The 23,417-nt window shown below is 69.3% G+C and carries 19 protein-coding genes; 12 read left to right on the top strand and 7 right to left on the bottom strand.

Translation table 11 applies throughout. From position 1 onward, the window contains the following. Window positions 1–332: 332 nt before the first annotated feature. Genes ACZ7PG_RS13460 through sdhC form a run of 4 tightly spaced genes read right to left on the bottom strand, consistent with a single transcriptional unit; the run spans window position 333 to window position 3,733 of the window. Window positions 333–1,103 carry a succinate dehydrogenase iron-sulfur subunit gene (locus ACZ7PG_RS13460; protein WP_470239384.1) on the bottom strand — a complete coding sequence of 257 codons (771 nt, stop codon included), beginning with the start codon at window positions 1,101–1,103 and terminating at the stop codon, window positions 333–335. Next, window positions 1,103–2,857, bottom strand: coding sequence for a succinate dehydrogenase flavoprotein subunit (sdhA, locus tag ACZ7PG_RS13455; RefSeq protein WP_470239383.1), 1,755 nt, complete (start codon window positions 2,855–2,857; stop codon window positions 1,103–1,105). The genes ACZ7PG_RS13460 and sdhA overlap by 1 nt, the downstream gene beginning before the upstream one ends. 17 nt (window positions 2,858–2,874) lie before the next feature. Beyond that, the gene (locus ACZ7PG_RS13450) at window positions 2,875–3,288 is read right to left on the bottom strand and encodes a succinate dehydrogenase hydrophobic membrane anchor subunit (RefSeq protein ID WP_020643365.1); all 414 of its coding nucleotides are present in this window, start codon (window positions 3,286–3,288) and stop codon (window positions 2,875–2,877) included. Between the two features lies 1 nt (window position 3,289). Further along, window positions 3,290–3,733 (bottom strand): succinate dehydrogenase, cytochrome b556 subunit, encoded by a 444-nt coding sequence (gene sdhC, locus ACZ7PG_RS13445; protein WP_284747961.1) that lies wholly within the window; start codon window positions 3,731–3,733, stop codon window positions 3,290–3,292. Window positions 3,734–4,142: 409 nt separating this feature from the next. Here sdhC and ACZ7PG_RS13440 point away from each other — a divergent pair, with 409 nt between their 5' ends. The 7 genes from ACZ7PG_RS13440 (at window position 4,143) to ACZ7PG_RS13410 (ending at window position 13,270) form a co-directional block, all read left to right on the top strand. Next, window positions 4,143–6,119: an NPCBM/NEW2 domain-containing protein gene (locus ACZ7PG_RS13440; RefSeq protein ID WP_470240751.1), complete on the top strand. Its 1,977-nt coding sequence runs from the start codon at window positions 4,143–4,145 to the stop codon at window positions 6,117–6,119. A gap of 319 nt (window positions 6,120–6,438) precedes the next feature. Continuing rightward, complete coding sequence (locus ACZ7PG_RS13435; protein WP_470239382.1) at window positions 6,439–7,581, top strand: BMP family lipoprotein; 1,143 nt, start codon at window positions 6,439–6,441, stop codon at window positions 7,579–7,581. A gap of 77 nt (window positions 7,582–7,658) precedes the next feature. Then, window positions 7,659–9,230: an ABC transporter ATP-binding protein gene (locus ACZ7PG_RS13430; RefSeq protein ID WP_470239381.1), complete on the top strand. Its 1,572-nt coding sequence runs from the start codon at window positions 7,659–7,661 to the stop codon at window positions 9,228–9,230. Continuing rightward, the gene (locus ACZ7PG_RS13425) at window positions 9,227–10,315 is read left to right on the top strand and encodes an ABC transporter permease (protein WP_470239380.1); all 1,089 of its coding nucleotides are present in this window, start codon (window positions 9,227–9,229) and stop codon (window positions 10,313–10,315) included. The genes ACZ7PG_RS13430 and ACZ7PG_RS13425 overlap by 4 nt, the downstream gene beginning before the upstream one ends. Window positions 10,316–10,362: 47 nt before the next feature. Beyond that, the gene (locus ACZ7PG_RS13420) at window positions 10,363–11,592 is read left to right on the top strand and encodes an ABC transporter permease (protein WP_470240750.1); all 1,230 of its coding nucleotides are present in this window, start codon (window positions 10,363–10,365) and stop codon (window positions 11,590–11,592) included. Further along, the gene (locus ACZ7PG_RS13415; protein ID WP_470239379.1) at window positions 11,592–11,990 is read left to right on the top strand and encodes a cytidine deaminase; all 399 of its coding nucleotides are present in this window, start codon (window positions 11,592–11,594) and stop codon (window positions 11,988–11,990) included. The genes ACZ7PG_RS13420 and ACZ7PG_RS13415 overlap by 1 nt, the downstream gene beginning before the upstream one ends. Beyond that, window positions 11,987–13,270: a thymidine phosphorylase gene (locus ACZ7PG_RS13410; RefSeq protein ID WP_470239378.1), complete on the top strand. Its 1,284-nt coding sequence runs from the start codon at window positions 11,987–11,989 to the stop codon at window positions 13,268–13,270. The genes ACZ7PG_RS13415 and ACZ7PG_RS13410 overlap by 4 nt, the downstream gene beginning before the upstream one ends. 94 nt (window positions 13,271–13,364) lie before the next feature. On the opposite strand, the gene ACZ7PG_RS13405 is transcribed toward ACZ7PG_RS13410, so the two are convergent. Continuing rightward, window positions 13,365–14,489: a PA containing protein gene (locus ACZ7PG_RS13405; protein ID WP_470239377.1), complete on the bottom strand. Its 1,125-nt coding sequence runs from the start codon at window positions 14,487–14,489 to the stop codon at window positions 13,365–13,367. A gap of 212 nt (window positions 14,490–14,701) precedes the next feature. On the opposite strand from ACZ7PG_RS13405, the gene ACZ7PG_RS13400 reads away from it, so the two are divergent. Together ACZ7PG_RS13400 and ACZ7PG_RS13395 are read left to right on the top strand one after the other, a co-directional pair. Beyond that, window positions 14,702–15,796 (top strand): adenosine deaminase, encoded by a 1,095-nt coding sequence (locus ACZ7PG_RS13400; protein WP_470239376.1) that lies wholly within the window; start codon window positions 14,702–14,704, stop codon window positions 15,794–15,796. Between the two features lie 100 nt (window positions 15,797–15,896). Further along, window positions 15,897–17,108, top strand: coding sequence for an MFS transporter (locus tag ACZ7PG_RS13395; protein ID WP_470240749.1), 1,212 nt, complete (start codon window positions 15,897–15,899; stop codon window positions 17,106–17,108). A gap of 187 nt (window positions 17,109–17,295) precedes the next feature. Here ACZ7PG_RS13395 and ACZ7PG_RS13390 read toward each other — a convergent pair whose 3' ends face one another. Next, window positions 17,296–18,567: a primosomal protein gene (locus tag ACZ7PG_RS13390; protein WP_470239375.1), complete on the bottom strand. Its 1,272-nt coding sequence runs from the start codon at window positions 18,565–18,567 to the stop codon at window positions 17,296–17,298. Between the two features lie 151 nt (window positions 18,568–18,718). Between ACZ7PG_RS13390 and ACZ7PG_RS13385 the strand changes: the two genes are divergently transcribed. The 3 genes from ACZ7PG_RS13385 to ACZ7PG_RS13375 are packed head-to-tail and all read left to right on the top strand — an operon-like array spanning window position 18,719 to window position 22,529. Continuing rightward, window positions 18,719–21,223 (top strand): DEAD/DEAH box helicase, encoded by a 2,505-nt coding sequence (locus tag ACZ7PG_RS13385; RefSeq protein ID WP_470239374.1) that lies wholly within the window; start codon window positions 18,719–18,721, stop codon window positions 21,221–21,223. A gap of 38 nt (window positions 21,224–21,261) precedes the next feature. Further along, a complete protein-coding gene (locus ACZ7PG_RS13380; RefSeq protein ID WP_470239373.1) occupies window positions 21,262–22,326 on the top strand; it encodes a C45 family autoproteolytic acyltransferase/hydolase in 1,065 nt (354 codons plus the stop codon). A 47-nt stretch (window positions 22,327–22,373) separates the two neighbouring features. Next, a complete protein-coding gene (locus ACZ7PG_RS13375; RefSeq protein WP_470239372.1) occupies window positions 22,374–22,529 on the top strand; it encodes a hypothetical protein in 156 nt (51 codons plus the stop codon). Between the two features lie 60 nt (window positions 22,530–22,589). Here the strand turns inward: ACZ7PG_RS13375 and ACZ7PG_RS13370 are convergent, their stop codons facing one another. Further along, window positions 22,590–23,210, bottom strand: a complete 621-nt coding sequence (locus ACZ7PG_RS13370) for a hypothetical protein (RefSeq protein WP_470239371.1) — start codon at window positions 23,208–23,210, stop codon at window positions 22,590–22,592. Window positions 23,211–23,417 lie beyond the last annotated feature (207 nt).

Here is a 23,417-nt window from a genome sequence, read left to right as displayed (position 1 = left end):
TCAGAAGTGAGATGGCAGCGGGACGGGGGTCATCCCGGAGCCTGCCTGTCCGGCGAGGACGCTTCTTATTCTGCCGCGGTAAAAAGCAAAAGCCGGTTCTGCCGCGGCAAAGCGGGTCCGACCTCCCCCGCCCCTCCGTTTGGATTCTCAGCCGCCGCTCGGGTTTGTCAAGGCGGGAAAGCGTGCCTTGACAAACCCGACCGCCGGCTGAAGGGCCGGCTGGGATGAGGGGCGGGGGAGGTCTGGTGACGTCGTGGGCGGCCTGCGCTGCCGGCCGTCGGTTACGACAAAGGCCCCCGCTCAGCCGAGCGGGGGCCCTTCGTCTTGAAAAGTCAGACGCGCTTGAAGAGCAGCGCGCGCTTCACTTCCTGGATCGCCTTCGTCACCTGGATTCCTCGCGGGCACGCGTCCGTGCAGTTGAACGTCGTGCGGCAGCGCCACACACCCTCGCCGTCGTTGAGGATGTCCAAGCGCTCCTCCGCTCCCTCATCGCGGGAGTCGAAGATGAACCTGTGGGCGTTCACGATCGCCGCCGGGCCGAAGTACGAGCCGTCGTTCCAGTACACCGGGCACGATGACGTGCAGCAGGCGCACAGGATGCACTTCGTCGTGTCGTCGAAGCGCTCGCGGTCGGCCTGGGACTGGATTCGCTCGCGGGTCGGCTCGTTGCCGTACGTGATCAAGTACGGCTTGATCGCGCGGAACGCCTCGAAGAACGGGTCCATGTCGACGTAGAGGTCCTTCAACGTCGTCAGGCCCTTGATCGGGGCGATCGTGATCGTGGTCGGCTTGCCCGATGCCGACAGGAGGTCCTTCATCAGGACCTTGCAGGCCAGGCGGTTGATGCCGTTGATCTGCATCGCGTCGGACCCGCACACGCCGTGCGCGCACGAGCGGCGGAACGAGAACGTTCCGTCGATGTAGTCCTTGACGTAGAACAGCAGGTTCAGCAGCCGGTCGGTGCGCTGCGCCGGGACGTCGTAGGACTCCCAGTGCGGCTCCGAATCCACCTCCGGGTTGAACCGGAGGATCTTCAGCGTGACCGTGATCGGGGTGTGCTCGTCCGAAACCGACGACGAAGGAGCTTCAGCAATAGCAGTCATCAGTACTTCCGCTCCATCGGCTCGTAGCGGGTGAAGGTGACCGGCTTGTAGTCGAGCCGGATGTCGGACGCCAGTTCGGTGCCCTGCTTGTACGCCATGGTGTGCCGCATGAAGTTCGTGTCGTCGCGGGTCGGGTAGTCCTCGCGGGCGTGGCCGCCGCGGGACTCCTTGCGCGCGATCGCGCCCACGACCAGGACCTCGGCCAGCTCCAGCAGGAAGCCCAGCTCGACGGCCTCGAGCAGGTCGGTGTTGTACCGCTTGCCCTTGTCCGACACGGTGATCCGCTCGTACCGCGCCTTCAGCGCCTGGATGTCGGTCAGCGCCTGCTTCAGCGTGTCCTCGGTCCGGTACACCGACGCGTGCGAGTCCATCGTCTGCTGCATTTCCTTGCGGATGTCGGCGACGCGCTCGTCGCCGTGCTCCGACAGCAGGCCCGCCAGCTGGCCCTCGACCATCGTGGTCGGGTTCTCCGGCAGCTCGACGTGCTCGTGCGCCAGCGCGTACTCCGCGGCCGCGATGCCGGCGCGGCGGCCGAACACGTTGATGTCCAGCAGCGAGTTCGTGCCCAGGCGGTTCGACCCGTGCACGGACACGCACGCGACCTCGCCCGCCGCGTAGAGACCCGGGATGACGTTCTCGTTGTCCCGCAGCGCTTCGCCGTGGATGTTGGTCGGGATGCCGCCCATGACGTAGTGACACGTCGGGAACACCGGCACCGGCTCCTTCACCGGGTCGACGCCCAGGTAGGTCCGGGAGAACTCCATGATGTCCGGGAGCTTCGCGTTCAGCGTCTCCTCGGGGATGTGCGTGACGTCCAGGACGACGTAGTCCTTGTTCGGCCCGCACCCGCGGCCCTGCAGCACTTCCTGCACCATCGAGCGCGCCACGATGTCGCGCGGCGCGAGGTCCTTGATGGTGGGGGCGTAGCGCTCCATGAACCGCTCGCCGGACGCGTTGCGCAGGATCCCGCCCTCGCCGCGGACGGCTTCGGAAATGAGGATCCCCAGGCCCGCGAGGCCGGTCGGGTGGAACTGGAAGAACTCCATGTCCTCCAGCGGCAGGCCCTTGCGGAAGATGATGCCGAGGCCGTCACCGGTGAGGGTGTGCGCGTTCGACGTCGTCTTGAAGATCTTGCCCGCGCCGCCGGTGGCCATCACGATCGACTTCGCCTGGAAGACGTGCAGCTCGCCGGTGGCCAGCTCGTAGGCGACGACGCCGGAGGCGACCGGGTTGCCGTTCTCGTCCGGGGTGGTGATGAGGTCGAGCACGTAGAACTCGTTGAAGAACTCCGTGCCGTACTTGACGCAGTTTTGGTACAGCGTCTGCAGGATCATGTGGCCGGTGCGGTCGGCGGCGTAGCAGGCGCGGCGGACCGCGGCCTTGCCGTGGTCACGCGTGTGGCCGCCGAAGCGGCGCTGGTCGATCTTGCCCTCGGGCGTGCGGTTGAACGGCAGGCCCATCTTCTCGAGGTCGAGGACCGCGTCGATGGCCTCCTTCGCCATGATCTCGGCGGCGTCCTGGTCGACCAGGTAGTCGCCGCCCTTGATCGTGTCGAAGGTGTGCCACTCCCAGTTGTCCTCTTCGACGTTCGCCAGCGCGGCGCACATGCCGCCCTGGGCCGCGCCGGTGTGGGACCGGGTCGGGTAGAGCTTGGTGAGGACCGCGGTGCGGGCGCGCTGGCCGGACTCGATGGCCGCGCGCATCCCGGCGCCGCCGGCGCCGACGATCACCACGTCGTACTTGTGGAACTGCATGGCAGGAAGTCTCCGGGTCAGTTCGCGGGCATGTTCGGGTCGAAGGTGAAGATCACCATCGTGCCGACGGCCAGGATCAGCGCCATGGACACGTAGAGCACGATCTTCAGCCAGAACCGGGTGCTGTCCTTGCGCGCGTAGTCGTCGATGATGGTGCGCAGCCCGTTGCCGCCGTGGATCTCGGCCAGCCAGAGCATGGCCAGGTCCCAGAACTGCCAGAACGGCGAGGCCCAGCGGCCGGCGACGAAGCCCCAGTTGATCCGGTGCACACCGCCGTCGAGGATGTTCATGATCAGCAGGTGGCCGAGCACCAGGATGATCAGGGCGAGGCCGGAGATCCGCATGAACAGCCAGCTGTAGAGCTCGAAGTTGCTCCGGCGGGCGGCGGGACGCTTCGGCGCGCGGGGGTTCGCGAGGGCGAGGTCGGCCATGTCAGTTACCCCCGAAGAGCGTTTCGACGGTGCGCTTCAGCATGAAGAAGGCACCGGGGACCATCACGACGACCCAGACCACGCCGATCACCCAGAGCATGGCCTTCTGCAGCTTCGGGCCCTTCGACCAGAAGTCGACCAGCATGACGCGGATGCCGTTCAGCGCGTGGAAGAGGACCGCGCCGACCAGGCCCACCTCGAGGAGGTTGACGATCGGGGTCTTGTAGGTCTCGATGACCTGGTCGTAGGTGTTCGGCGACACGCGCACCAGCGCGGTGTCGAGCACGTGCACGAACAGGAAGAAGAATGTGAGCACGCCGGTGATGCGGTGCAGCACCCAGGACCACATGCCGGGGTCGCCCCGGTAGAAGGTCCCCTGCCGGCGTGAGGCACCCGCCCGATCGCTAGCCCCTGCCTGCGTGGCAGTGCTCGCCGTGGTGGACATCGGTGAACGGCCTCCAACGTCTGACTGTGCGCCCGGTGGCCGTGAGGTCCGCAGTCGCCGCGGGAACGGCGGCAATGCCGAGATCTGGGGTCATCGAGCCTGGATGAATCGGATGCTAGACCCGCACCCGGCACGCGGCTCACCTCCGGGTTCCTGTCTGTGATGGACCAGACACCGGTACTTCCGTGCCGCCACCCGGAACTGTGGTGCAGGGCACTCGGTCGTGCGGTGGTGCGGCTGACTGTGAACACAAGTGGTCAGATCTCTATGACGTCTGATATCTGATGCACTAGGCCGAAAGGCTGATGTGACCGGTTTGTTGTTGACCAACCATCGAGCTATTCATACTGTCGCCCCAGATACATCCGATCTCTCACGATGGGGTGACGTTCTGGTGAGACGACTCGGCATGGTGATCACCGTCGCGGTGCTGCTTCCTGTGGCGGTGGTCACGCCCGCACAGGCGCTGCCCGACGGGCTCGCGCTCACGCCGCCGATGGGCTTCAACAACTGGAACACCACCGGCTGCGCGGTCGACGAGCAGATCATCCGCGACACCGCGGACATCTTCGTCGAGAAGGGCCTGAAGGCCGCCGGCTACCAGTACGTCAACGTCGACGACTGCTGGGCCGAGCCGCAGCGCGACGCCGACGGCCGGATGCAGGCGAACAAGGCGCGGTTCCCGCACGGGATCAAGGCGCTCGCCGACTACGTCCACGAAAAGGGCCTCAAGTTCGGCATCTACACCAGCGCGGGCACGCTGACCTGCGCGAAGACCCAGCCCGGCGCGCTCGACCACGAAGACGTCGACGCGCAGACGTTCGCGGACTGGGGTGTCGACTACCTCAAGTACGACAACTGCAACAACGCCGGCAGGCCCGCGCTGGAGCGCTACACGAAGATGCGCGACGCGCTGAAGAAGACCGGTCGCCCGATCGTGTACTCGCTGTGCGAGTGGGGTGAGAACAAGCCGTGGGAGTGGGGCGCCGACGTCGGGCACCTCTGGCGGACCACCGGCGACATCAAGGACAACTGGGCGAAGACGGTCCAGATCCTCAAGGCCAACGCGCCGCTCGCGCCGTACGCCGGTCCGGGGCACTGGAACGATCCCGACATGCTCGAGGTCGGCAACGGCGGCATGACGACCGAGGAGTACCGGTCGCACTTCTCGCTGTGGGCCATGATGGCCGCGCCGCTGCTCATCGGCGCCGACCTGCGGAAGGTGTCGCCGGAGAACTTCGACGTCCTGCGCAACGCCGAGGTCATCGCGCTCGACCAGGACCGGCGCGGGGTCCAGGCGCGCGTGCTGTCCAACCAGGACGGTCACTGGGTCTTCGCGAAGCCGCTGCAGAACGGCGACGTGGCGGTGGCGCTCTTCAACGAGACCTCCGCCAACGCCACGATCGGTACCACCGCGGCCGACGCCGGCCTGCCGAGGGCGGCCGGGTACACCGCGCGCGACCTCTGGGCGCACCGCGACCTCCAGACCGCGGGCCGGCTCTCGGCGGTCGTCCCACCACACGCGACAGTCGTCTACCGGGTGCACGCGGGCGGCTCGTGGCTGTGGAACGCGCCCATGGTGCGCACCGGCGTCGAACTGGCCGCGCCCGTGCCCGGCGTGCCGGGCGAGATCACGCCGGCCGGGAAGCCCTTCGAGGTCACGGTGTCCGCGACCGACGAGGCCCGCGTACCGGTGTTCGACCCCCGCGTCACGCTCACCGCGCCCGAGGGCTGGCGGGTGCAGGAAGTGGGCAGGCCACACGTGTTCGTCCTCGGCACCGGCGAGTCCGCCACCGGTCGCTGGCGCGTGACCCCGCCGGCCGGCACCGAGGGCACGACGGCGGTGCTCCGCGGCGGCGTCACCTACCGCGCGCTCGGGTTCGGCCAGGTGAGCTGGACCGGATCGCAGCAGCTGACGGTGCCCGCGGCGCCTCCCGGCGCTCCGGCGTGGGCGAGCGACTTGCGCTGGGCGGCGGAGAAGAACGGCTACGGCCCGGTCGAGCGCGACATGTCCAACGGCAGCATCCCGGCGGGCGACGGCAAGCCGCTCACGCTCAACGGCGTCGTCTACCCGAAGGGCCTGGGAGCGCACGCGCCCAGCGAAGTCGTCTTCTACCTGGGCGGCCGGTGCGCGACGTTCACCGCGGACGTCGGCGTCGACGACGAACGCGAGGCGACGAACAAGCAGGGCTCGGTGACGTTCGAGATCTACGCGGACGGCGTCCGAGCGGCCGCGACGGGCGTCCGGACCTGGCAGGACCCGGCGCTGCCCGTGGCCGCCGACCTGCGCGGCGCCCAGTACCTGCGGCTGGTGATCACCGACGGCGGCGACGGGAACTCCTACGACCGCAGCGATTGGGCCGCCGCCCGGCTCACCTGCGCCTGAACCCCGTCATCTCACAGAGTGACCAACCTGGCCCACTCCTCGGCCGGACCGGCACACTCAGTGACACAAACCGGTATTTCGGCCGTCCCGCAGCCTCGGACTCCGCCGAAAGCTGCGCACCGTGAGTCATTTGATCACTGTGGGTGCACGTCCGGTCGCACGCGCGACTCGTGAGTAAACGTTTGTGTTACGTAGCGTGCCGTTCCTATGGCGCATTCCTGTCCGTTGGGTACGGTCTGGCGGTCGACTTGGCAGTGGGCCAGGTCGTGCCCTTGACCATCCGCTGGATCAGCGGGGAGGGAGACTCACGTTGCGTCGCATGCGTGGAACCGCGCTGGCCGCCGTGGCCATGGCCGGGGTGCTCACCCTGGCCGGGTGCGCCAAGGACTCGAGCGGTGGTAGCAGCAACAACAGCGCCGCGCCTTCGTCGGGTGGTTCGGACTGCGTCACCGCGCAGAAGCCGCCCGCCGCGCCCGCGGCCGCGTCGAGCAGTGCCGCCGCCGGGGGCAAGGTCGACGGCAGCAAGCTGAAGATCGGCCTGGCCTTCGACGTCGGCGGCCGGGGTGACGCGTCGTTCAACGACGCCGCCGCCGCGGGTACCGACAAGGCGAAGTCCGAGCTGGGCGTGACGACGGTCAACGAGAGCACCGCCTCCGCCAGCGAGGCCGAGTCGGCCAAGCAGCAGCGCCTCGACCAGATGGCCTCGTCGGGTCTGAACCCGATCGTCGCGGTCGGCTTCGCCTACGCGCCGTCGGTCAAGATCATCGCCGCGAAGTACCCGAACACCAAGTTCGCGATCGTCGACGACGACTCGATCACGCTGGCGAACGTCACGCCGCTGGTCTTCGCCGAGGAGCAGGGCTCGTTCCTGGCCGGCGTCGCCGCCGCGTACAAGAGCAAGAGCTGCCACATCGGCTTCGTCGGCGGTGTCAACACCCCGCTGATCCAGAAGTTCGAGGCCGGCTTCCTGCAGGGCGCGAAGACGGTTTCGTCCAAGATCAAGATCGAAGACGAGTACCTCACGCCGGCCGGTGACTTCTCCGGGTTCCAGGACCCGCCGAAGGGCAACGCGAAGGCCGCGGCCGAGATCGCCAAGGGTGCGGACGTGATCTACCACGCCGCCGGCGCTTCCGGTAAGGGTGTCTTCGACGCCGCCAAGGCCGGCAACGCGCTGGCCATCGGGGTCGACTCCGACCAGTACAACCAGAAGACCGTCGAGGCCGACAAGGACGTCATCATCACGTCCATGCTCAAGCGGGTCGACGTCGCGGTGTTCGACTACATCTCGGCCGTCGCCAAGGGCGACCTGACCGGCCTGCCGAAGCGGTTCGACCTCAAGGTCGACGGCGTCGGCTACTCCACCTCCGGTGGCAAGGTCGACGACATCAAGGACGTCCTGGACGGCTACAAGGCCCAGATCATCTCGGGCGCGATCACCGTTTCGGACAAGCCGCAGAAGTAACTCACAACGCGCCGGGGCTCGGAGGAATTCTCCTCCGGGCCCCTCACGCGTTTAAGAGATATGGAATTCTCCCGCCCATGAGCACTGCCGAGGCCCCGGCCGAGGCCGTCCCCGACCGGGGCGCCCCCGCCGTCCAGCTGACCGGGATCACCAAACGGTTCCCGGGTGTGGTGGCCAACTCCGACGTCAACCTCACCGTCGCCGCGGGCGAGGTGCACGCCATCTGTGGCGAGAACGGCGCCGGCAAGTCCACCCTGATGAAGATCCTCTACGGCATGCAGCCGCCGGACGAGGGCACGATCGCGATCAACGGCGACGAGGTGAGACTGCGCAACCCGCAGGACGCCATCCGCGCCGGCATCGGCATGGTGCACCAGCACTTCATGCTGGCCGACAACCTCACGGTCGGCGAGAACGTCTTCCTCGGCGCCGAGGCGCTGCACGGCATCGGCCGCGCCGCCCGCGCCCGGCTGGCCGAGCTCGCCCAGCGGACCGGCCTGCACGCCAAGCCGGACACGCTGCTCGAAGAGCTCGGCGTCGCCGACCGCCAGCGCGTCGAGATCGTCAAGGTGCTCTACCGCGGGGCGAAGATCATCATCCTGGACGAGCCCACCGCGGTGCTCGTGCCGCAGGAGGTCGACGCGCTGTTCGCGACCGTCCGGGAGATGAAGGCCGACGGCTACACGTTCCTCTTCATCTCGCACAAGCTCGACGAGGTCCGCGCGATCGCCGACACCGTCACGGTCATCCGGCGTGGCACCACCGTCGGCACCGCCGACCCGAAGACCATCACCTCCCGCCAGCTCGCGGAGATGATGGTCGGCTCGGAGCTGCCCAGCCCGGAGACCCGCGAGTCCACCGTCACCGACCGCGCGGTGCTGCGGCTGACCGGACTCACGCTGGGCGCCGAGGGCTCGGACCGCAACGCGCTCGACGACGTCACCTTCACCGTGCGCGCGGGTGAGGTGCTCGGCGTCGCCGGCGTCGAGGGCAACGGCCAGACCGAGCTCGTCGAGACCATCATGGGCATGCGGAAGCCGTCCGGCGGGAAGATCGAGCTCGTCGACGCCGAAGACAAGGCCCGCGACCTCACCAAGGCGGGCACGCTGGCGCGGCGCGAAGCCGGCATCGGCTACATCGCCGAGGACCGCACCCGGCACAGCCTGCTGCTCACGCAACCGTTGTGGGTCAACCGGATCCTCGGTTACCAGACCCGCGAGCCGGTCTCCAAGGGCCAGCTGCTCGACATCGCGGGCGCCCGCGCGGACACCGAACGGATCGTGCGCGACTACGACGTCCGGACGCCGGGAATCGACGTCCCGGCCGCGGCGCTCTCGGGCGGCAACCAGCAGAAGCTGATCGTCGGGCGCGAGCTGTCCGGCAACCCGGTGCTGCTCATCGCCTCGCACCCGACTCGCGGTGTCGACGTCGGCGCGCAGGCGCTGATCTGGGAAAACATCCGCCAGGCCCGGTCCGCCGGCCTCGCGGTGCTGCTGATTTCCGCCGACCTCGACGAGCTGATCGGCCTGTCCGACACGATCCGGGTCATGCTGCGCGGGCGCCTCGTCAGCGAGGCCGATCCCGCCACCGTGACGCCGCAGGAACTGGGTTCGGCGATGACCGGCGCCGGAGAGGGTGACGAAGAATGACCTCCTGGCGCACGAAACTGCTGCCGCCGCTGCTGGCGATCGTGTTCGCCGTGCTCCTGTCGGCGATCGCGCTGATCATCTCGGGGGCCGATCCGCTGCAGGCGTACGGCACCATGATCGGCCAGATGTTCAAGGGATCGACCGCCGTCGACACCGTGAACCTCGCGACCGTGTACTACCTGTCCGGCCTCGCGGTCGCCATCGGCTTCCAGATGAACCTCTTCAACATCGGGGTCGAGGGCCAGTACCGGTTCGCCGCCGTCATCGCCGCCATCGCGGGCGGCGCGCTGAAGCTGCCGCCGGTCATCCACGTGCTCGCGATCCTGGTGATCGCGGTCGTGGCCGGCATGGCCTACGCGGCGGTCCCGGCGATCCTCAAGGTGACCCGCGGGGTCAGCGAGGTCATCTCGACGATCATGCTCAACGCGATCGTCGCCGGCATCATCGCCTTCCTCATCAACGCCGACCAGTTCGGCGTGCAGACCGGCAACAACATCGGCACCCGCGTCATCGAGCCCTCGGGCCGGATCCCGGGCATCCCGCTCGGCTCGGGCACGCTCTTCGGGTTCGTCTTCATCGCCGCGATCGTCGGCGGCGCCTACTGGTTCATGCTCAACCGCACGCGGTTCGGCTTCGAGCTCAAGGCGTCCGGCGAATCGACCACGGCGGCCGCGGCCGGCGGGGTCAACGCCAAGAAGATGACGCTGATCGCGATGCTGCTCTCCGGCGGCGTCGCCGGCCTGGTCGCGATGCCGGAGCTGCTCGGCCGCGACTACACCTACGGCATCACCGCGACCCAGATGTACGGCTTCACCGGGATCGCCGTCGCGCTGCTCGGCCGCAACCACCCCGGCGGCATCGCGCTCGGCGCGCTGCTGTGGGCGTTCCTCGACAGCTCCGCGGTGTCGCTGGAGCAGATCAACGTGTCCAAGGAGATCGCGACGATCATGCAGGGCATCATCGTGCTGTCGGTCGTCGTGGCGTACGAGGTCGTGCGCCGGGCCGACCTGGCCGCCGAACAACGCAGAGTCGGGCGCGCGCTCGCCGGCAAGGCTTCCTCGGTCGCCGGGGGAGGTGCCGTCTGATGGCCGTCACCGACGTTTCCCGGCCCGACGCCGGCAGCCCCGGCACGATGCCCGTGCACCGCAAGCGGTCCCGGATCCCCGGCTGGCTCCGCGGGGTCATCTGGGCCGTGATCGCCATCGCCGTCGTCTCGACGGCGTCGTACTCCACCGGCGTGGCCGCACTGACGTCGTCGAACACCGCGTCGACGGCGTTGCGCCTGGCCCTGCCGATCCTGCTCTGCGCGTTGGGTGGCCTCTGGGCCGAACGCGCGGGCGTCGTCAACATCGGTCTCGAGGGCATGATGATCCTCGGGACCTGGGGCGCCGCTTGGGGTTCGTACAACGGCGGCGTGTGGGCCGGCCTGGTCGCCGCGATCGTCTTCGGCGCGCTCGGCGGGCTGCTGCACGCGGTGGCGACGGTGACGTTCAACGTCAACCACATCGTCTCCGGCGTCGCGATCAACCTGCTCGGCCTGGGCGTCACGAAGTACCTGGCGAACCTGATCTTCGCGCCGATCTCCGGCAACCCGCGGCAGTCGCCGGTGGTGCCGAAGTTCGACACCTACTCGGCGAGCGGCCTCTCGGACTGGCTCGGTGACCTGGAGAAGGAGCAGCGCGTCGGCATCTCCGACGTCGCGGGCATCCTGCGTGGCCTGGTCACCGAGGTGGCCCCGCTGACGATGATCGCGATCCTGCTGGTGCCGCTGAGCTTCTGGGTGCTCTGGCGCACGCGGTTCGGCCTGCGGCTGCGGTCGTGCGGCGAGAACCCGGTGGCCGCGGAGTCCCTCGGCGTCAACGTCTACCGGCACAAGTACATCGCGATGCTGATCTCCGGTGCGCTGGCCGGCATGGGTGGCGCGTCGCTGGTGCTGCTGCGCGGTGGCGCGGACTACCTGGAGAACCAGACCAACGGCCGCGGGTACATCGGCCTCGCGGCGATGATCTTCGGCAACTGGCGGCCGGGCGGCCTGCTCGGCGGTGCGGCGCTGTTCGGCTACGCGGACGGCCTGCAGCTCGCCGGCGGTGGCGAAGCGGTGCTCGCGCTGCTGTACGGCGCGGTGATCCTGGTCGCCGTGATCGTCGTGGTGCAGCTGTTCCGCCGCCAGTGGATCGCGGCCGGGCTCGGTGTCCTCGGTGCCGGCGTGCTGTACCTGATCTACTGGTCGAACGACACGCTGCCGTCCGACCTGATCCCGTACACCGCGCACTTCGTGACGTTGATCGTGCTGGCGGTGGCTTCGCAGCGGCTGCGGCCGCCGAAGGCCGACGGGCAGCCGTACCGGCGGGGTGAGGACTGATGTCTGCTGTGTCCTCTGTGGATTGGGATGCTCTGCGCTCCCAGGCGATCGAAGCGGCTTCCCATGCGTACGCGCCTTATTCGGGTCTGCACGTCGGCGTCGCCGGGATCGTCGACGACGGGCGTGTGGTCACCGGGTGCAACGTCGAGAACGCGTCCTACGGACTCGGGCTCTGCGCCGAGTGCACGATGGCCGGGCAGCTGCGGCTGTCCGGCGGCGGGCGTCTCGTGGCCGTCGCGTGCCGCAGCGGCGCCGGTGACCTGCTGATGCCGTGCGGGCGCTGCCGGCAGATCCTGTTCGAGCTGGGCGGTTCCGCGTGCCTGGTGGACACGCCCAGCGGCATCCTGCCGATGTCGGACGTGCTGCCGGACGCCTTCGGCCCGGACGATCTGCCGTGACGGGCTTCGCGGCGGTCGACGTCATCCGCATCAAGCGGGACGGCGGCCGGCTCTCGGACGAACAGATCGACTGGGTTGTCGACGCGTACACGCGCGGGGACGTCGCCGAAGAGCAGATGTCGGCGCTGGCCATGGCGATCTTCTTGCGGGGCATGGATTCCGACGAGATCTCGCGCTGGACCGGCGCGATGATCAACTCGGGGGAGCGGCTCTCGCTGGACGTGTCGCGGCCGACGGTCGACAAGCATTCGACGGGCGGGGTCGGCGACAAGATCACGCTGCCGCTGGCGCCGTTGGTGGCCGCGTGCGGCGCGGCCGTACCACAGCTGTCCGGGCGCGGGCTCGGGCACACCGGCGGGACGCTCGACAAGCTGGAGTCCATCCCGGGCTGGCGCGCGGCACTGTCCACTTCGGAAATCCAGGCGCAGCTGGAGGACGTCGGCGCGGTGGTCTGCGCGGCGACGTCCGGGCTCGCCCCGGCGGACAAGAAGCTGTACGCGCTGCGGGACGTGACGTCCACTGTGGAATCCATCCCGCTGATCGCCAGCTCGATCATGAGCAAGAAGATCGCCGAAGGCGCGTCCGGGCTGGTCCTGGACGTCAAGTTCGGGTCGGGCGCGTTCATGAAGTCCCTTGAGCAGGCCCGAACCCTGGCCGCGACGTTGACGTCGATCGGCGTCGACCACGGCGTCCCGACGACGGCGCTGCTGACCGACATGAACGTCCCGCTGGGACGCGCGGTCGGGAACGCCGTCGAGGTCGCGGAGTCGGTTTCCGTGCTCCAGGGCGGTGGCCCCGCGGACGTCGTGGAGCTGACGCTCGCCTTGGCGCGGGAGATGCTGGCGCTGGCCGGTCTCGACGTCGACCCGGCCGCGGTGCTGGCTTCCGGTGAGGCGTACGAGACGTGGTGCCGGATGATCTCCGCCCAGGGCGGCGACCCTTCTGCGCCGCTGCCGACGCCTTCGCACGTCCACGTGGTCACCGCGCCCGCGTCGGGCGTGCTGGCTTCGCTGGACGCGTACGCGGTGGGCGTCGCGGCATGGCGGCTGGGCGCGGGCCGGGCCCGCAAGGAGGATCCGGTCCAGGCCGCGGCGGGCATCCTGTGTCTGGCCAAGCCCGGCTCCCGTGTCACTGAGGGTGAGCCGCTGCTGGAGTTGCACACGGACACCCCGGAAGCGGTCCCGGCGGCCTTGGCCGCGCTCGAAGGCGGCTTCACGGTCGCGTCGGAAGCGCCCGAGCCGGGCCCGATCGTCCGGGAGACGATCCGCGGCACGGTGTGATGATCATCGCGAAGATGATCACCCGACTGAGTGACGTCTGAAGCATGAAGAGGCCCCCGCCGGATCCCGGCGGGGGCCTCTTCGCGTAGCTGAGTTACTCCGTGGCTTCTTCCGCGCCTTCGCCCGGCTTGGCCTTCGCGTCGGCCGGCTTCGGTGCGCGGCCGTTGCGCGAGCTGCGCCGCGGCTGGCGCGGGGCCGGCGGGGGCGGGGCGATCTGCTGGACCGTCGGGCCGCCGCCGAGCATCAGCTCCGCGAACGTCGCCATCGCCTCGTCGAGCTGGCCGCCGATGCGGCGGACGCTCTCGTCGTTGCTCTTGCGGACCAGCGTGTCGACCGAGTCGGTGTCCGGCTGCTTGGACAGCGTGCCTTCGACCTTCGACAGCCCGGCCTTGAGCGCGCCGTCGAGGTCGCCGATGCCGGAGAGGAAGCCGTCCTCCACCTTGTCGAGGCGGCCGGCCAGCTCGTCGAGCCGGGTGGTGACCTTCTCGAGCCGGCCACCCAGCTTCTCCAGGCGGTCCGAGGCGTCGATCATCTCGCCGGTCTCGGTCAGCGCGACCTTGAGCGCCTCGGTGTTCGCGCCGATCCGCTCGCCGGTGACGCGGTCCAGCTCGCCGATGCGCTCCTGCGTGGTGCGGCTCAGCTCGTCGACCTTGCCCCGCAGCTCGTGGTCGGCGTGGTCGACGCGCTCGCGCAGCGAGGCCTCGGCCTGCTCGATCCGCTCGCGGACCGGGCCGTGCACCGACTGCGGGATCGAGTCGAGCTTCGCGTCCTGCTTGTCGAGGTGGCTGCCGACCTCGTCGATCCGGCGGTGGATGTTCTGGAGCTTGTCCTCGAGTCCGTCCATCCGGCCCGCGACGCCCTCGAAGCGGGCGGCCATGCCGTCGAGCCTGCCGTCGAGCTGCGCGAACGGCTTGGCCAGCTTGTCGACGATGCTCTCGACGGCGCGGGTCAGCGCGGCGATCGCGTTGTCCTGGGCCTCGAGCCGGGACATCGTCTCGTCGAGGCGCTCGGCCAGGACGCTGACCTCAGTGCGGTCGGGCATCTCGGAGAGCCGCTTGCGGACCGCGCCCAGCGAGTCCACCGGCGCGAGGCGGGCGTAGATGTCGTCGAGCGCGTCGAAGATCTGCTGCTGCTCGCTCTCACGCACTTCGGCCGCGCGCACCAGCATGTTGCGCATCCGGTCGAAGGACGGGGCGGCAATGTGGTTGTCAGTGGTCACTGCTGTGTGTCCTTCGTCGGCGGGGAAATGGAGGGACGTGCCACGAAGCTTAACGATTGCGAAATTGCTGTGCGTATGGCCCCCGTGAAGCGTGTATTACGGAGGCTGCCCCCGGATGGCCGATTCGTCGCATGATCGTCAACGCTGAGCGTTGACCAGAGCCTGAGAGTTACGGCCATGTAGGGGAATGACAACGAGGTTACCGTTGGGGGATGCCTGACGAAAGCCCTGTTCTGACCAGCGAGACACTCCGCCGCGCGCCGAAGGTCCTCCTGCACGACCACCTCGACGGCGGGCTCCGGCCGGCGACCGTCGCCGAGCTCGCCGAGGCCACCGGTTATGCCGGTCTGCCCACCAGCGATCCGGCCGAGCTGGGCAGCTGGTTCCGCCGTGCGGCCGATTCCGGCTCACTCGTGTCCTACCTCGAGACCTTCGCGCACACGTGCGGAGTGATGCAAACGGAGGAATCCCTGGTCAGGGTTGCCGCGGAGGCGGTGGAGGACCTGGCCGCCGACGGCGTCGTCTACGCCGAGGTGCGCTACGCACCGGAGTTGTTCGTCGAACGCGGTCTGTCACTCGATGCGGTGGTCGAGGCTGTCCAGGCGGGGTTCACGGAGGGCACACGGCGCGTGGCCGCGAACGGCGGTTCGATCCGCGTCGGGACGTTGCTCTGCGCGATGCGCCAGCACGCTCGGGCCCTCGAGATCGCGAACCTGGCGGTCCGCTACCGCGACGCCGGCGTCGTCGGCTTCGACATCGCCGGACCCGAGGACGGATTCCCGCCGACCCGCAATCTCGACGCTTTCGAGTATTTGCGGCAGAACAATGCGCATTTCACCATTCACGCCGGCGAGGCATTCGGACTTCCGTCCATTTGGGAGGCGATTCAGCACTGCGGGGCCGAGCGGCTCGGGCACGGCGTGCGGATCGTCGAGGACGTCAAGACCGACGCGGACGGGACGGTCCACCTTGGACGGTTGGCCGCGTATGTCCGCGACCGAAGGATCCCCCTGGAGATCTGCCCGACGTCGAACGTCCAAACAGGCACCGTCCGCTCGATCGCCGAGCACCCGCTCGCCCTGCTCAAGCGGCTGCGCTTCCGGGTGACCGTGAACACGGACAACCGGCTGATGAGCGGATGCACGATGACCAGCGAATTCGCCGCGCTGCACGAGACCTTCGGGTATGACCTCGACGACTTCCGGTGGTTCACGATCAACGCGATGAAATCCGCGTTCATCGATTTCGACGCCCGGCTCGCGCTGATCGACGACGTCATCAAGCCCGGGTACGCCGCGCTGAGCTGACGTCCCCGCTGCCGTCCGTCGGGTGCTTGCGGTCCTTAGCCATGCCAACTATCGTTCACCATATAGGAAGTTGTTCTCATATCTTGAGACGGTGACGACGATGGCGCAGGTCGCGGACGGTTCGGTCGAGCAGGTGCAGGCGAGTTCACGACGGTGGCTCATCCTCGCGCTCGGCCTCGCCGCGCAGACCGCGAGCTGTTCGTTCCTCTACGGCATCCCGTTCCTGGTCCCGGTTATGCGGGACCAGGAGGGGCTCTCCTTGGCGCAGGCCGGCACGGTCGTCGCGGCACCGAGCATCGGCCTGTTGTTCACCCTGATCGTGTGGGGCGCGGCTGCGGACCGTTACGGAGAGCGTCTGATCATGGCGCTCGGACTGGGGGCGTCGGGGTTACTCCTGGTGTACGCCGGGGTGGGAACTCACCCGGTCGGGCTTCTCTTTGGTGTGTTCCTGGCGGCCGGAGCGTGTACGGCTTCGGTGAACGCGGCGAGCGGTCGCGTCGTGATGGGCTGGTTCGCGAAGTCCGAGCGCGGGGTCGCCATGGGCATCCGCCAGACGGCCCAGCCGCTCGGCGTCGGCGTCGCGGCGCTCGGGCTGCCGCCGCTGGCCGCGCACTACGGCTTCCGGGCGGCCATCCTGCTGCCGGCCGGGCTGGCGATCGCCGTCGCGCTGCTGGTGGCGTGGCTGGTCAAGGACCCGCCGCGGCCGCCTGCTGCTTCCGGCGGTTCGAAACCGTCCTCGCCGTACCGGCACGCGACGCTGTGGCGGGTCCACGGCGCGAGCGCGCTGCTGGTGGTGCCGCAGTTCGCGGTGTCGGCGTTCGCGCCGGCGTACCTGGTGGGGGTGCACCACTGGAGTCCGCTGGCCGCGGGCTGGTTCCTGGCGGTGGTCCAGGTGCTGGGCGCCGCGGGCCGGCTGGGCTCGGGCTGGTGGTCCGACCGGGTCGGCAGCCGCCTGCGCCCGATGCGTCAGCTGGCTTTCGCCAGCTGTCTCGTCATGCTCCTGGTGGTGCTGGGCGATGCCTCGTGGCTGTGGCTGGTCCTGCTGGCGCTGGCCTTGGCGGGGATCATCACGGTGGCCGACAACGGGCTGGGCTTCACAGCGTCGGCGGAGCTGGCGGGCCTGGCGTGGTCGGGCCGCGCGATGGGGACGCAGAACACGGGCCAGAACATCGCGGCCTCGCTGACCCCGCCCCTGCTGGGCCTGGTGATCGGCGACAGCAGGTACGCACTGGCGTTCTGCGTGGCAGCGGTCTTCCCGGCACTGGCGGTGCTGGTGGTCCCGACCCGAGCGGAACGCGCTTCGGAGGACTGACACCGGCCGGCCCGCGGGGGCGCCCCCCGTCTCCAGCGTATCGGCCGCCTACGACGGAAACCGGCGGCGGAAGCGGCCGCGCGCCCGGTTGTCCACAACCGCCGGAGGCTGTGGATCGGTTGCCGGCCCCGGACACGACGAAGGCCGCCTCCCCAACCTCGGGAGGCGGCCTTCGTCAGACCAAAACTCAAGCCACCGTCAGGCGGTTCTCGAACCCCTCGACTAGCTTCCGCCACGCGCTCTGCTCCGCGTCGAACGGCGCGGACGGCTCGAGGCGCGTCGGGTCGGGACGGAGCACGAACGACACCAGCCAGCCCAGGCTTTCGTTGCCCGCCAGTGCCGTCTCGGCCGAGTCGTCGCCGGCCCAGTCCGCCGCGTCCGTGATCAGCTCGACCGCCAGCTCCAGCTGCGTCGGGTCGATCGCCTCCGGGCCCTCCGCGATGTCCGCGTCCAGGCCCGTCAGCACGTACGTGTTCTCGGTGTCGACCTCGACCTCGAGCTCGCCCGCCGTCGCCTTCGCCAGTACTTCGTCCCACGTGGACACGTCCGCGAGGTCCGTGTCGGCCAGGTCCTTGCCGTCGGCCAGCGCGCGGGCCAGCGCCTTCTCCGACGTGAACACGTCGATCTCGCCCTCGCTGCCGAGGAACACCGGCGAGTCGTCGAGGTAGCAGCGCAGCGTGTAGTACTCCGCGCCCGACGTGATGATCTTGATCGGGTCGATGCCGACCTCGGCCCAGAAGCCGACCGGGCCCTCTTCCTCGTCTTCGTCGTCCTCGTCCTCGTCGTCCGAGTCGGCGGAGTCGATCGCCTCGAGGTCCTCTTCACCCTCGGCGCCGGCTTCGGCCTCCGCGGACTCCTCGTGGAACGCCGCCAGCTCCTCGGCGGTCTGCTCCAGGATCTTCTCGTCGACGTCCGGCGCGGTCACCAGGCCGTCGATCGCGTCGAGGACGGTGTCCCACTTCTGCGACACGGTCTCGGAGAGGTCGTTCCAGACCTGGACGCCGACGCTCCCGGTGAACGGGAGGGTGCCCTGGTCGAGCAGCGAGAAGCCCTCGGTCGAGTCGAGGATCTCGTGCACCTCTTCGAGGTCGCAGACGTCGGCCAGCGAACGCACGATGCCGACGATCTCGGCCAGCTCCGCGATGTGCCAGACGTCCGGCTCTTCGGCGACGAGCTCCGGCACGCCGACGAGGTCGTAGGTGTGGTCCTCGTCCGGGATCAGCTCCGGCACGTTCAGCGACGGCACGGCGTCCCACGCCGGGTGGTCGAGCAGGTCGTGCCGCTCGGACGTGCGGACGAAGGCGGCCAGGTGCGCGGCGTCCGGGAAGGCGTACAGGTCGTCCTCGTCGCCGAGGAACGCTTCCCACTCCTCGCCGTCCTCCCGCCAGCGCGGGGCCCACAGGGTGACGACGTCGCCCTGCGGCAGCCCGAGTTCGATCGGGATGATGTCCTGTGCCATTCCAAAGCCCTCCGGAGTACCGCCCGTGTGCGCGCGAGACCGAATGTATCCCCCGGTCGGTGCGCGGTAACGCGAAGCCTACGGGTTTACCACGCGCGATGCGATCGCCCCTGCCGACTTTGCGACGAGCGGATGGCACGATGGACGTCTGATGACTCTCACAGACCTCCTGCCTGCGGATCCCGACCCCGACGCCCTCTTCGAAGCGTTCACGACCTGGACGGCCGAACGGGGCATCGAGCTGTACCCGGCGCAGGAGGAGGCGGTGATGGAGGTCGTCTCCGGATCGAACGTCATCCTCTCGACGCCGACCGGCTCCGGGAAGAGCCTCGTCGCCGTCGGGGCGCACTTCACCGCGCTCGCCCAGGGCCGCCGCAGCTACTACACCGCGCCCATCAAAGCCCTCGTGTCGGAGAAGTTCTTCCAGCTCATCGAGATCTTCGGCGCGGACAGCGTCGGGATGATGACCGGCGACTCCAGCGTCAACCCGGACGCGCCGATCATCTGCTGCACGGCCGAAATCCTGGCGAACATCGCGTTGCGGTTCGGTGCCGACGCGCCCGTCGGGCAGGTCGTCGCCGACGAGTTCCACTTCTACTCCGAGCCCGACCGCGGCTGGGCGTGGCAGGTGCCGATCCTCGAGCTGCCCAAGGCCCAGTTCGTCCTGATGTCGGCGACCCTGGGCGACGTGTCCTTCTTCGAGAAGGACCTCACGCGCCGCACCGGGAAGCCGACCGCCGTCGTCACGTCGGCGCAGCGCCCGGTGCCGCTGACCTTCCGGTACGCGCTCACGCCGTTGCACGAGACGATGTCCGAGCTGCTCAACGGCGGCCAGGCGCCGGTCTACGTCGTGCACTTCTCGCAGGCCGCGGCCATCGAGCGGGCACAGACGCTGATGAGCATCAACGTCACGTCGAAGGCCGAGAAGGAAGCCATCGCCGACCTGATCGGCGACTTCCGGTTCGCCGCCGGCTTCGGCAAGACGCTCTCGCGGCTGGTCCGCCACGGCATCGGCGTCCACCACGCCGGCATGCTGCCCAAGTACCGGCGACTGGTCGAGACCCTCGCCCAGTCCGGGCTGCTCAAGGTGATCTGCGGGACCGACACCCTCGGCGTCGGCATCAACGTACCAATCAGGACGGTGGTCTTCTCCGCGCTGACCAAGTACGACGGCGTCCGCCAGCGCCACCTCAAGGCGCGCGAGTTCCACCAGATCGCCGGCCGCGCCGGGCGCGCGGGCTACGACACCGACGGCTACGTCGTCGTGCAGGCGCCCGACCACGTCGTCGAGAACGCGAAGGCCCTCGAAAAGGCGGGTGACGACCCGAAGAAGAAAAAGAAGATCGTCCGGAAGAAGGCGCCGGAGGGCTTCGTCAACTGGACCGAGAGCACGTTCGACCGGCTGATCGCGGCCGACCCCGAGCCGCTGACGTCGAGCTTCAAGGTCACGCACTCGATGCTGCTCAACGTGATCTCGCGGCCGGGCAACGCGTTCGACTCCATGCGCCACCTGCTGGAGGACAACCACGAGGACCGCGCGTCGCAGCGCAAGCTCATCCTGCGCGCCATCGCGATCTACCGCGCGCTGCTCGCCGCCGGCGTCGTCGAGCGGCTGTCCGAACCGGACGAGCAGGGCCGGATCATCCGGCTCACCGTCGACCTGCAGTTCGACTTCGCGCTCAACCAGCCGCTTTCGCCGTTCGCGCTGGCCGCGATCGACCTGTTCGACCTGGAGTCGCCGAGCTACCCGCTCGACGTCGTGTCCACTGTGGAATCCACTGTGGACAACCCGCGGCCGGTGCTGTCGCAGCAGCAGTTCAAGGCGCGCGGCGAGGCCGTCAACGCCATGAAGGCCGAAGGCATCGAGTACGACGAGCGGATGGAGCTGCTCGAGAACGTCACGTACCCGAAGCCGCTGGAGGAGCTGCTGCAGGGCGCGTTCCACAGCTACCGGCAGGGCCACCCGTGGGTCGACGACTACGAGCTCTCGCCGAAGTCCGTGGTGCGCGACATGTACGAGCGCGCGATGAACTTCGTCGAGTACATCGGCTTCTACCAGCTCGCCCGCTCGGAAGGGCTGGTGCTGCGCTACCTCGCGGACGTCTACGACGCGCTGCGCCACACGGTGCCCGACGAGGCGAAGACCGAGCCGCTGCAGGACCTCATCGAATGGCTCGGCGAGCTCGTCCGGCAGGTCGACTCGAGTCTCTTGGACGAGTGGGAAGCCCTGCGTCACCCGGGCGAGGAGGGCGAGGTCGTGGTGCGGCAGCCGTCCGTGCCGCCGGGTGTCACCCGCAACGAGCGCGCGTTCCGCGTGCTGGTGCGCAACGAGCTGTTCCGCCGGGTCGAGCTGTTCGCGCGGCGGGCGTGGTTCCCGCTCGGCGAGCTGGACGCGGCGTCCGGCTGGGACGCCGAAGCGTGGGAAGACGCGATCGTGGGCTACTTCGAGGAGTACGACACGCTGGGCACCGGCCCGGACGCGCGTGGGCCGGCGCTGCTGATCATCGAGCAGGAGCCGGACGTCTGGAAGGTCCGCCAGATCTTCGACGACCCGGCGGGCGACCACGACTGGGGCATCAGCGCGGAGGTCGACCTGGCCGCGTCCGACGAAGCGGGGTCGGCGGTGGTCCACGTGACCGAAGTGGGCGCCCACTGACCGTTGCGATTCACTGACCGCTCAGTCATCGTGATCACATGGTGGCGACAGTGCGGGAGCACCGGATCGGCGACGTGCGCTGGACGGTCGTCAGCGGGCCGCGGGAAGCCGCTTTCCGGGAGCTGGGCGCGTACGCCGCCGCGGACATCCGGACCGTCCTCGACGGACTGCCGGACTGGCCGGTCACCGCGCGGTCGCGGCGGTCGCCGGTGCTGTTCCGGGCCGTCGAGTCGGCGTCCCAGGTCGAGCATCCGGACGCCTACGCCGAGTTGACGGCGCTGGCCGAGGGCGCCGGGGTGCCGTTCGACGACCTGCTGCTGGCCAACCTGCGCGGCGACCTCGGCGCGGGCGACGGCACGGGCTGCACGGACCTGGCGTGGGCGCCGTTCCTGCTCGGCCACAACGAGGACGGTGCCCCGACGTTCGACGGGATCGGGCGCCTGCTGACCCTGCTGATCGACGGCGAGCCCGGGGTGTGCGTCTGGTGGTACCCGGGTTTCCTGCCGGCCAACACGTTCACGCTGACCACGCACGGCCTGGTGTGGGGGATCGACAGCGTGAGCGTGGTGGCGCCCTCGCCGTGCGCCGGCCGGCACTTCGTCGCGCGGTCCTTGCAGCGGTCCACCACGGTGGCGGAGGCGGTGTCGTTGCTGCGTTCCCGCACCACGGCGGGCGGGTTCGCGTACACGATGGGTCAGGTCGGCTCGCCGGCCGTGACGGTGGTCGAGAAGGCCGGGGACGAAACCTCGGTGACCACCGTGGACAGTGGGCTTTCCTGGCACACCAACCACTTCCGCCGGCTGTCGCCCACCTTGGACGCGGCTTCTGAGGAGAGCCTGCGACGCGCCGAGGTGTGCGCGCACCTGGCGCCGCCGGTACCGGACGCGCGGTGGCTGGTCTCGGAGCTGACCGGCCGCGTGTACCGGAACGCCACCGGGGACGACGACCTGATGACGTTGAGCACGCTGGTCACGGACCTGGCCGGCGGGACGGTGACGCTGGTGCCGCGGGGTGGCGCGCCGGCCCGCGCCCGGGTGGCGGATCTGGCGTCCGGCAACGTGGCCGCAGTCGGTGCGCTCAACGGCGCAATCGTCGCCGGGTAGGGCGGTTCCGGGGTTAGCGTGGAGGCTCGTCGAATCTGGGAGGGACCATGGTGAAGCGGTTGCTGGCCGGGATCTTCGTCGCCGGCGCGGTGGTCTTGGGCGTCGCACCGGCGGCGTCGGCCGCCTCGATGGTGGAGTACGCGCTGGTACCCACGCCGGTCGAGTACGGGACCGACGCCACGGCCATCGAGTACGGCCTCTGACGGCGGGGCTCGCCGGGCCGTTGTCACCCGGCCGGGGCGATGACGAACGCCGCCGGGTCGTCACCGCACAGCGGGACCGCGAGGCCCGGCGGCGGGGTGCGCCAGACGTCGCCGCTGAAGACCGAGCACGATCAGCATGACCAGCGACAACGCGGGCAGCGGGTAGCCGGCGAGGATCCCGGCGACGACGTCGAACACCGGCGCCGTCACTCCGGCCACGAAGACCCAGGTCGGTGCGGTCGGTGGCTTCGCGGCCGGGGACCACGGCGTCTTCTTCCACGGCTTCGCGATCGAGAGCCAGGCCTGGAACGAAAGTGCGCTCGCCATCAGTGACGCCCCGGCGATCTGCGGCCAGGCGACGGTCTGGGTGTCCGCGGAGTCGCGGAGCGCGGGGGAGAGCAGGAAGATCCCGGCGTAGAGCTGGATCAGCGTCAGAGCGAACTTCGTGAGCACCCACCAATGCCGGGTGTAGCCCCACGCGGTCGCGCCGGCGAGCAGCAGGCCGGTGAAGGCGGAGACGTTCGCCATCGGCGCGAGCAGGACGGAGTCGAGCCGGTCGGCCATCGACGGCGCGCCCGACGTCATCAGCACGACGAGGGCGAGGGCCTGGCTCATCCAGGCGACGGACGAAACGACGTGCAGCCAGACGACAGTTTGGCGCCGGCGTGGGGAAGTCTTCACGCCGTCCAGGCTCGCCGAGCGCGAAGGACGGCACATCGGGCGCGACCCGGGTTTCGCCCCGGAGCCCGCGACTCGCCTTCTGCGCCCACCGGAGTACGCCGCCACGGGGCCGGTACTCCCGCGGGAGTAGGGCCGGAACCCGGAACTCGCGTGATCGGGCGGGCATCACGCGTGATTGGAGAGGCATCTCGCGTGATCAGAGGGGCA

Source organism: Amycolatopsis sp. NPDC114504 (genome assembly GCF_055633595.1).
This window is presented reverse-complemented; position numbering and strand designations above follow the sequence as displayed.

Coding starts and splice junctions, on each gene's coding strand:
- ACZ7PG_RS13385 (WP_470239374.1), top strand. CDS start 18,719: ATGACTCTCACAGACCTCCTGCCTGCGGATCCCGACCCCGACGCCCTC.
- ACZ7PG_RS13430 (WP_470239381.1), top strand. CDS start 7,659: ATGAGCACTGCCGAGGCCCCGGCCGAGGCCGTCCCCGACCGGGGCGCC.
- ACZ7PG_RS13425 (WP_470239380.1), top strand. CDS start 9,227: ATGACCTCCTGGCGCACGAAACTGCTGCCGCCGCTGCTGGCGATCGTG.
- ACZ7PG_RS13460 (WP_470239384.1), bottom strand. CDS start 1,103: ATGACTGCTATTGCTGAAGCTCCTTCGTCGTCGGTTTCGGACGAGCAC.
- ACZ7PG_RS13450 (WP_020643365.1), bottom strand. CDS start 3,288: ATGGCCGACCTCGCCCTCGCGAACCCCCGCGCGCCGAAGCGTCCCGCC.
- ACZ7PG_RS13420 (WP_470240750.1), top strand. CDS start 10,363: ATGCCCGTGCACCGCAAGCGGTCCCGGATCCCCGGCTGGCTCCGCGGG.
- ACZ7PG_RS13375 (WP_470239372.1), top strand. CDS start 22,374: ATGGTGAAGCGGTTGCTGGCCGGGATCTTCGTCGCCGGCGCGGTGGTC.
- ACZ7PG_RS13415 (WP_470239379.1), top strand. CDS start 11,592: ATGTCTGCTGTGTCCTCTGTGGATTGGGATGCTCTGCGCTCCCAGGCG.
- ACZ7PG_RS13440 (WP_470240751.1), top strand. CDS start 4,143: ATGGTGATCACCGTCGCGGTGCTGCTTCCTGTGGCGGTGGTCACGCCC.
- ACZ7PG_RS13395 (WP_470240749.1), top strand. CDS start 15,897: ATGGCGCAGGTCGCGGACGGTTCGGTCGAGCAGGTGCAGGCGAGTTCA.
- sdhA (WP_470239383.1), bottom strand. CDS start 2,857: ATGCAGTTCCACAAGTACGACGTGGTGATCGTCGGCGCCGGCGGCGCC.
- ACZ7PG_RS13400 (WP_470239376.1), top strand. CDS start 14,702: ATGCCTGACGAAAGCCCTGTTCTGACCAGCGAGACACTCCGCCGCGCG.
- ACZ7PG_RS13390 (WP_470239375.1), bottom strand. CDS start 18,567: ATGGCACAGGACATCATCCCGATCGAACTCGGGCTGCCGCAGGGCGAC.
- ACZ7PG_RS13380 (WP_470239373.1), top strand. CDS start 21,262: ATGGTGGCGACAGTGCGGGAGCACCGGATCGGCGACGTGCGCTGGACG.
- ACZ7PG_RS13435 (WP_470239382.1), top strand. CDS start 6,439: ATGCGTGGAACCGCGCTGGCCGCCGTGGCCATGGCCGGGGTGCTCACC.
- sdhC (WP_284747961.1), bottom strand. CDS start 3,733: ATGTCCACCACGGCGAGCACTGCCACGCAGGCAGGGGCTAGCGATCGG.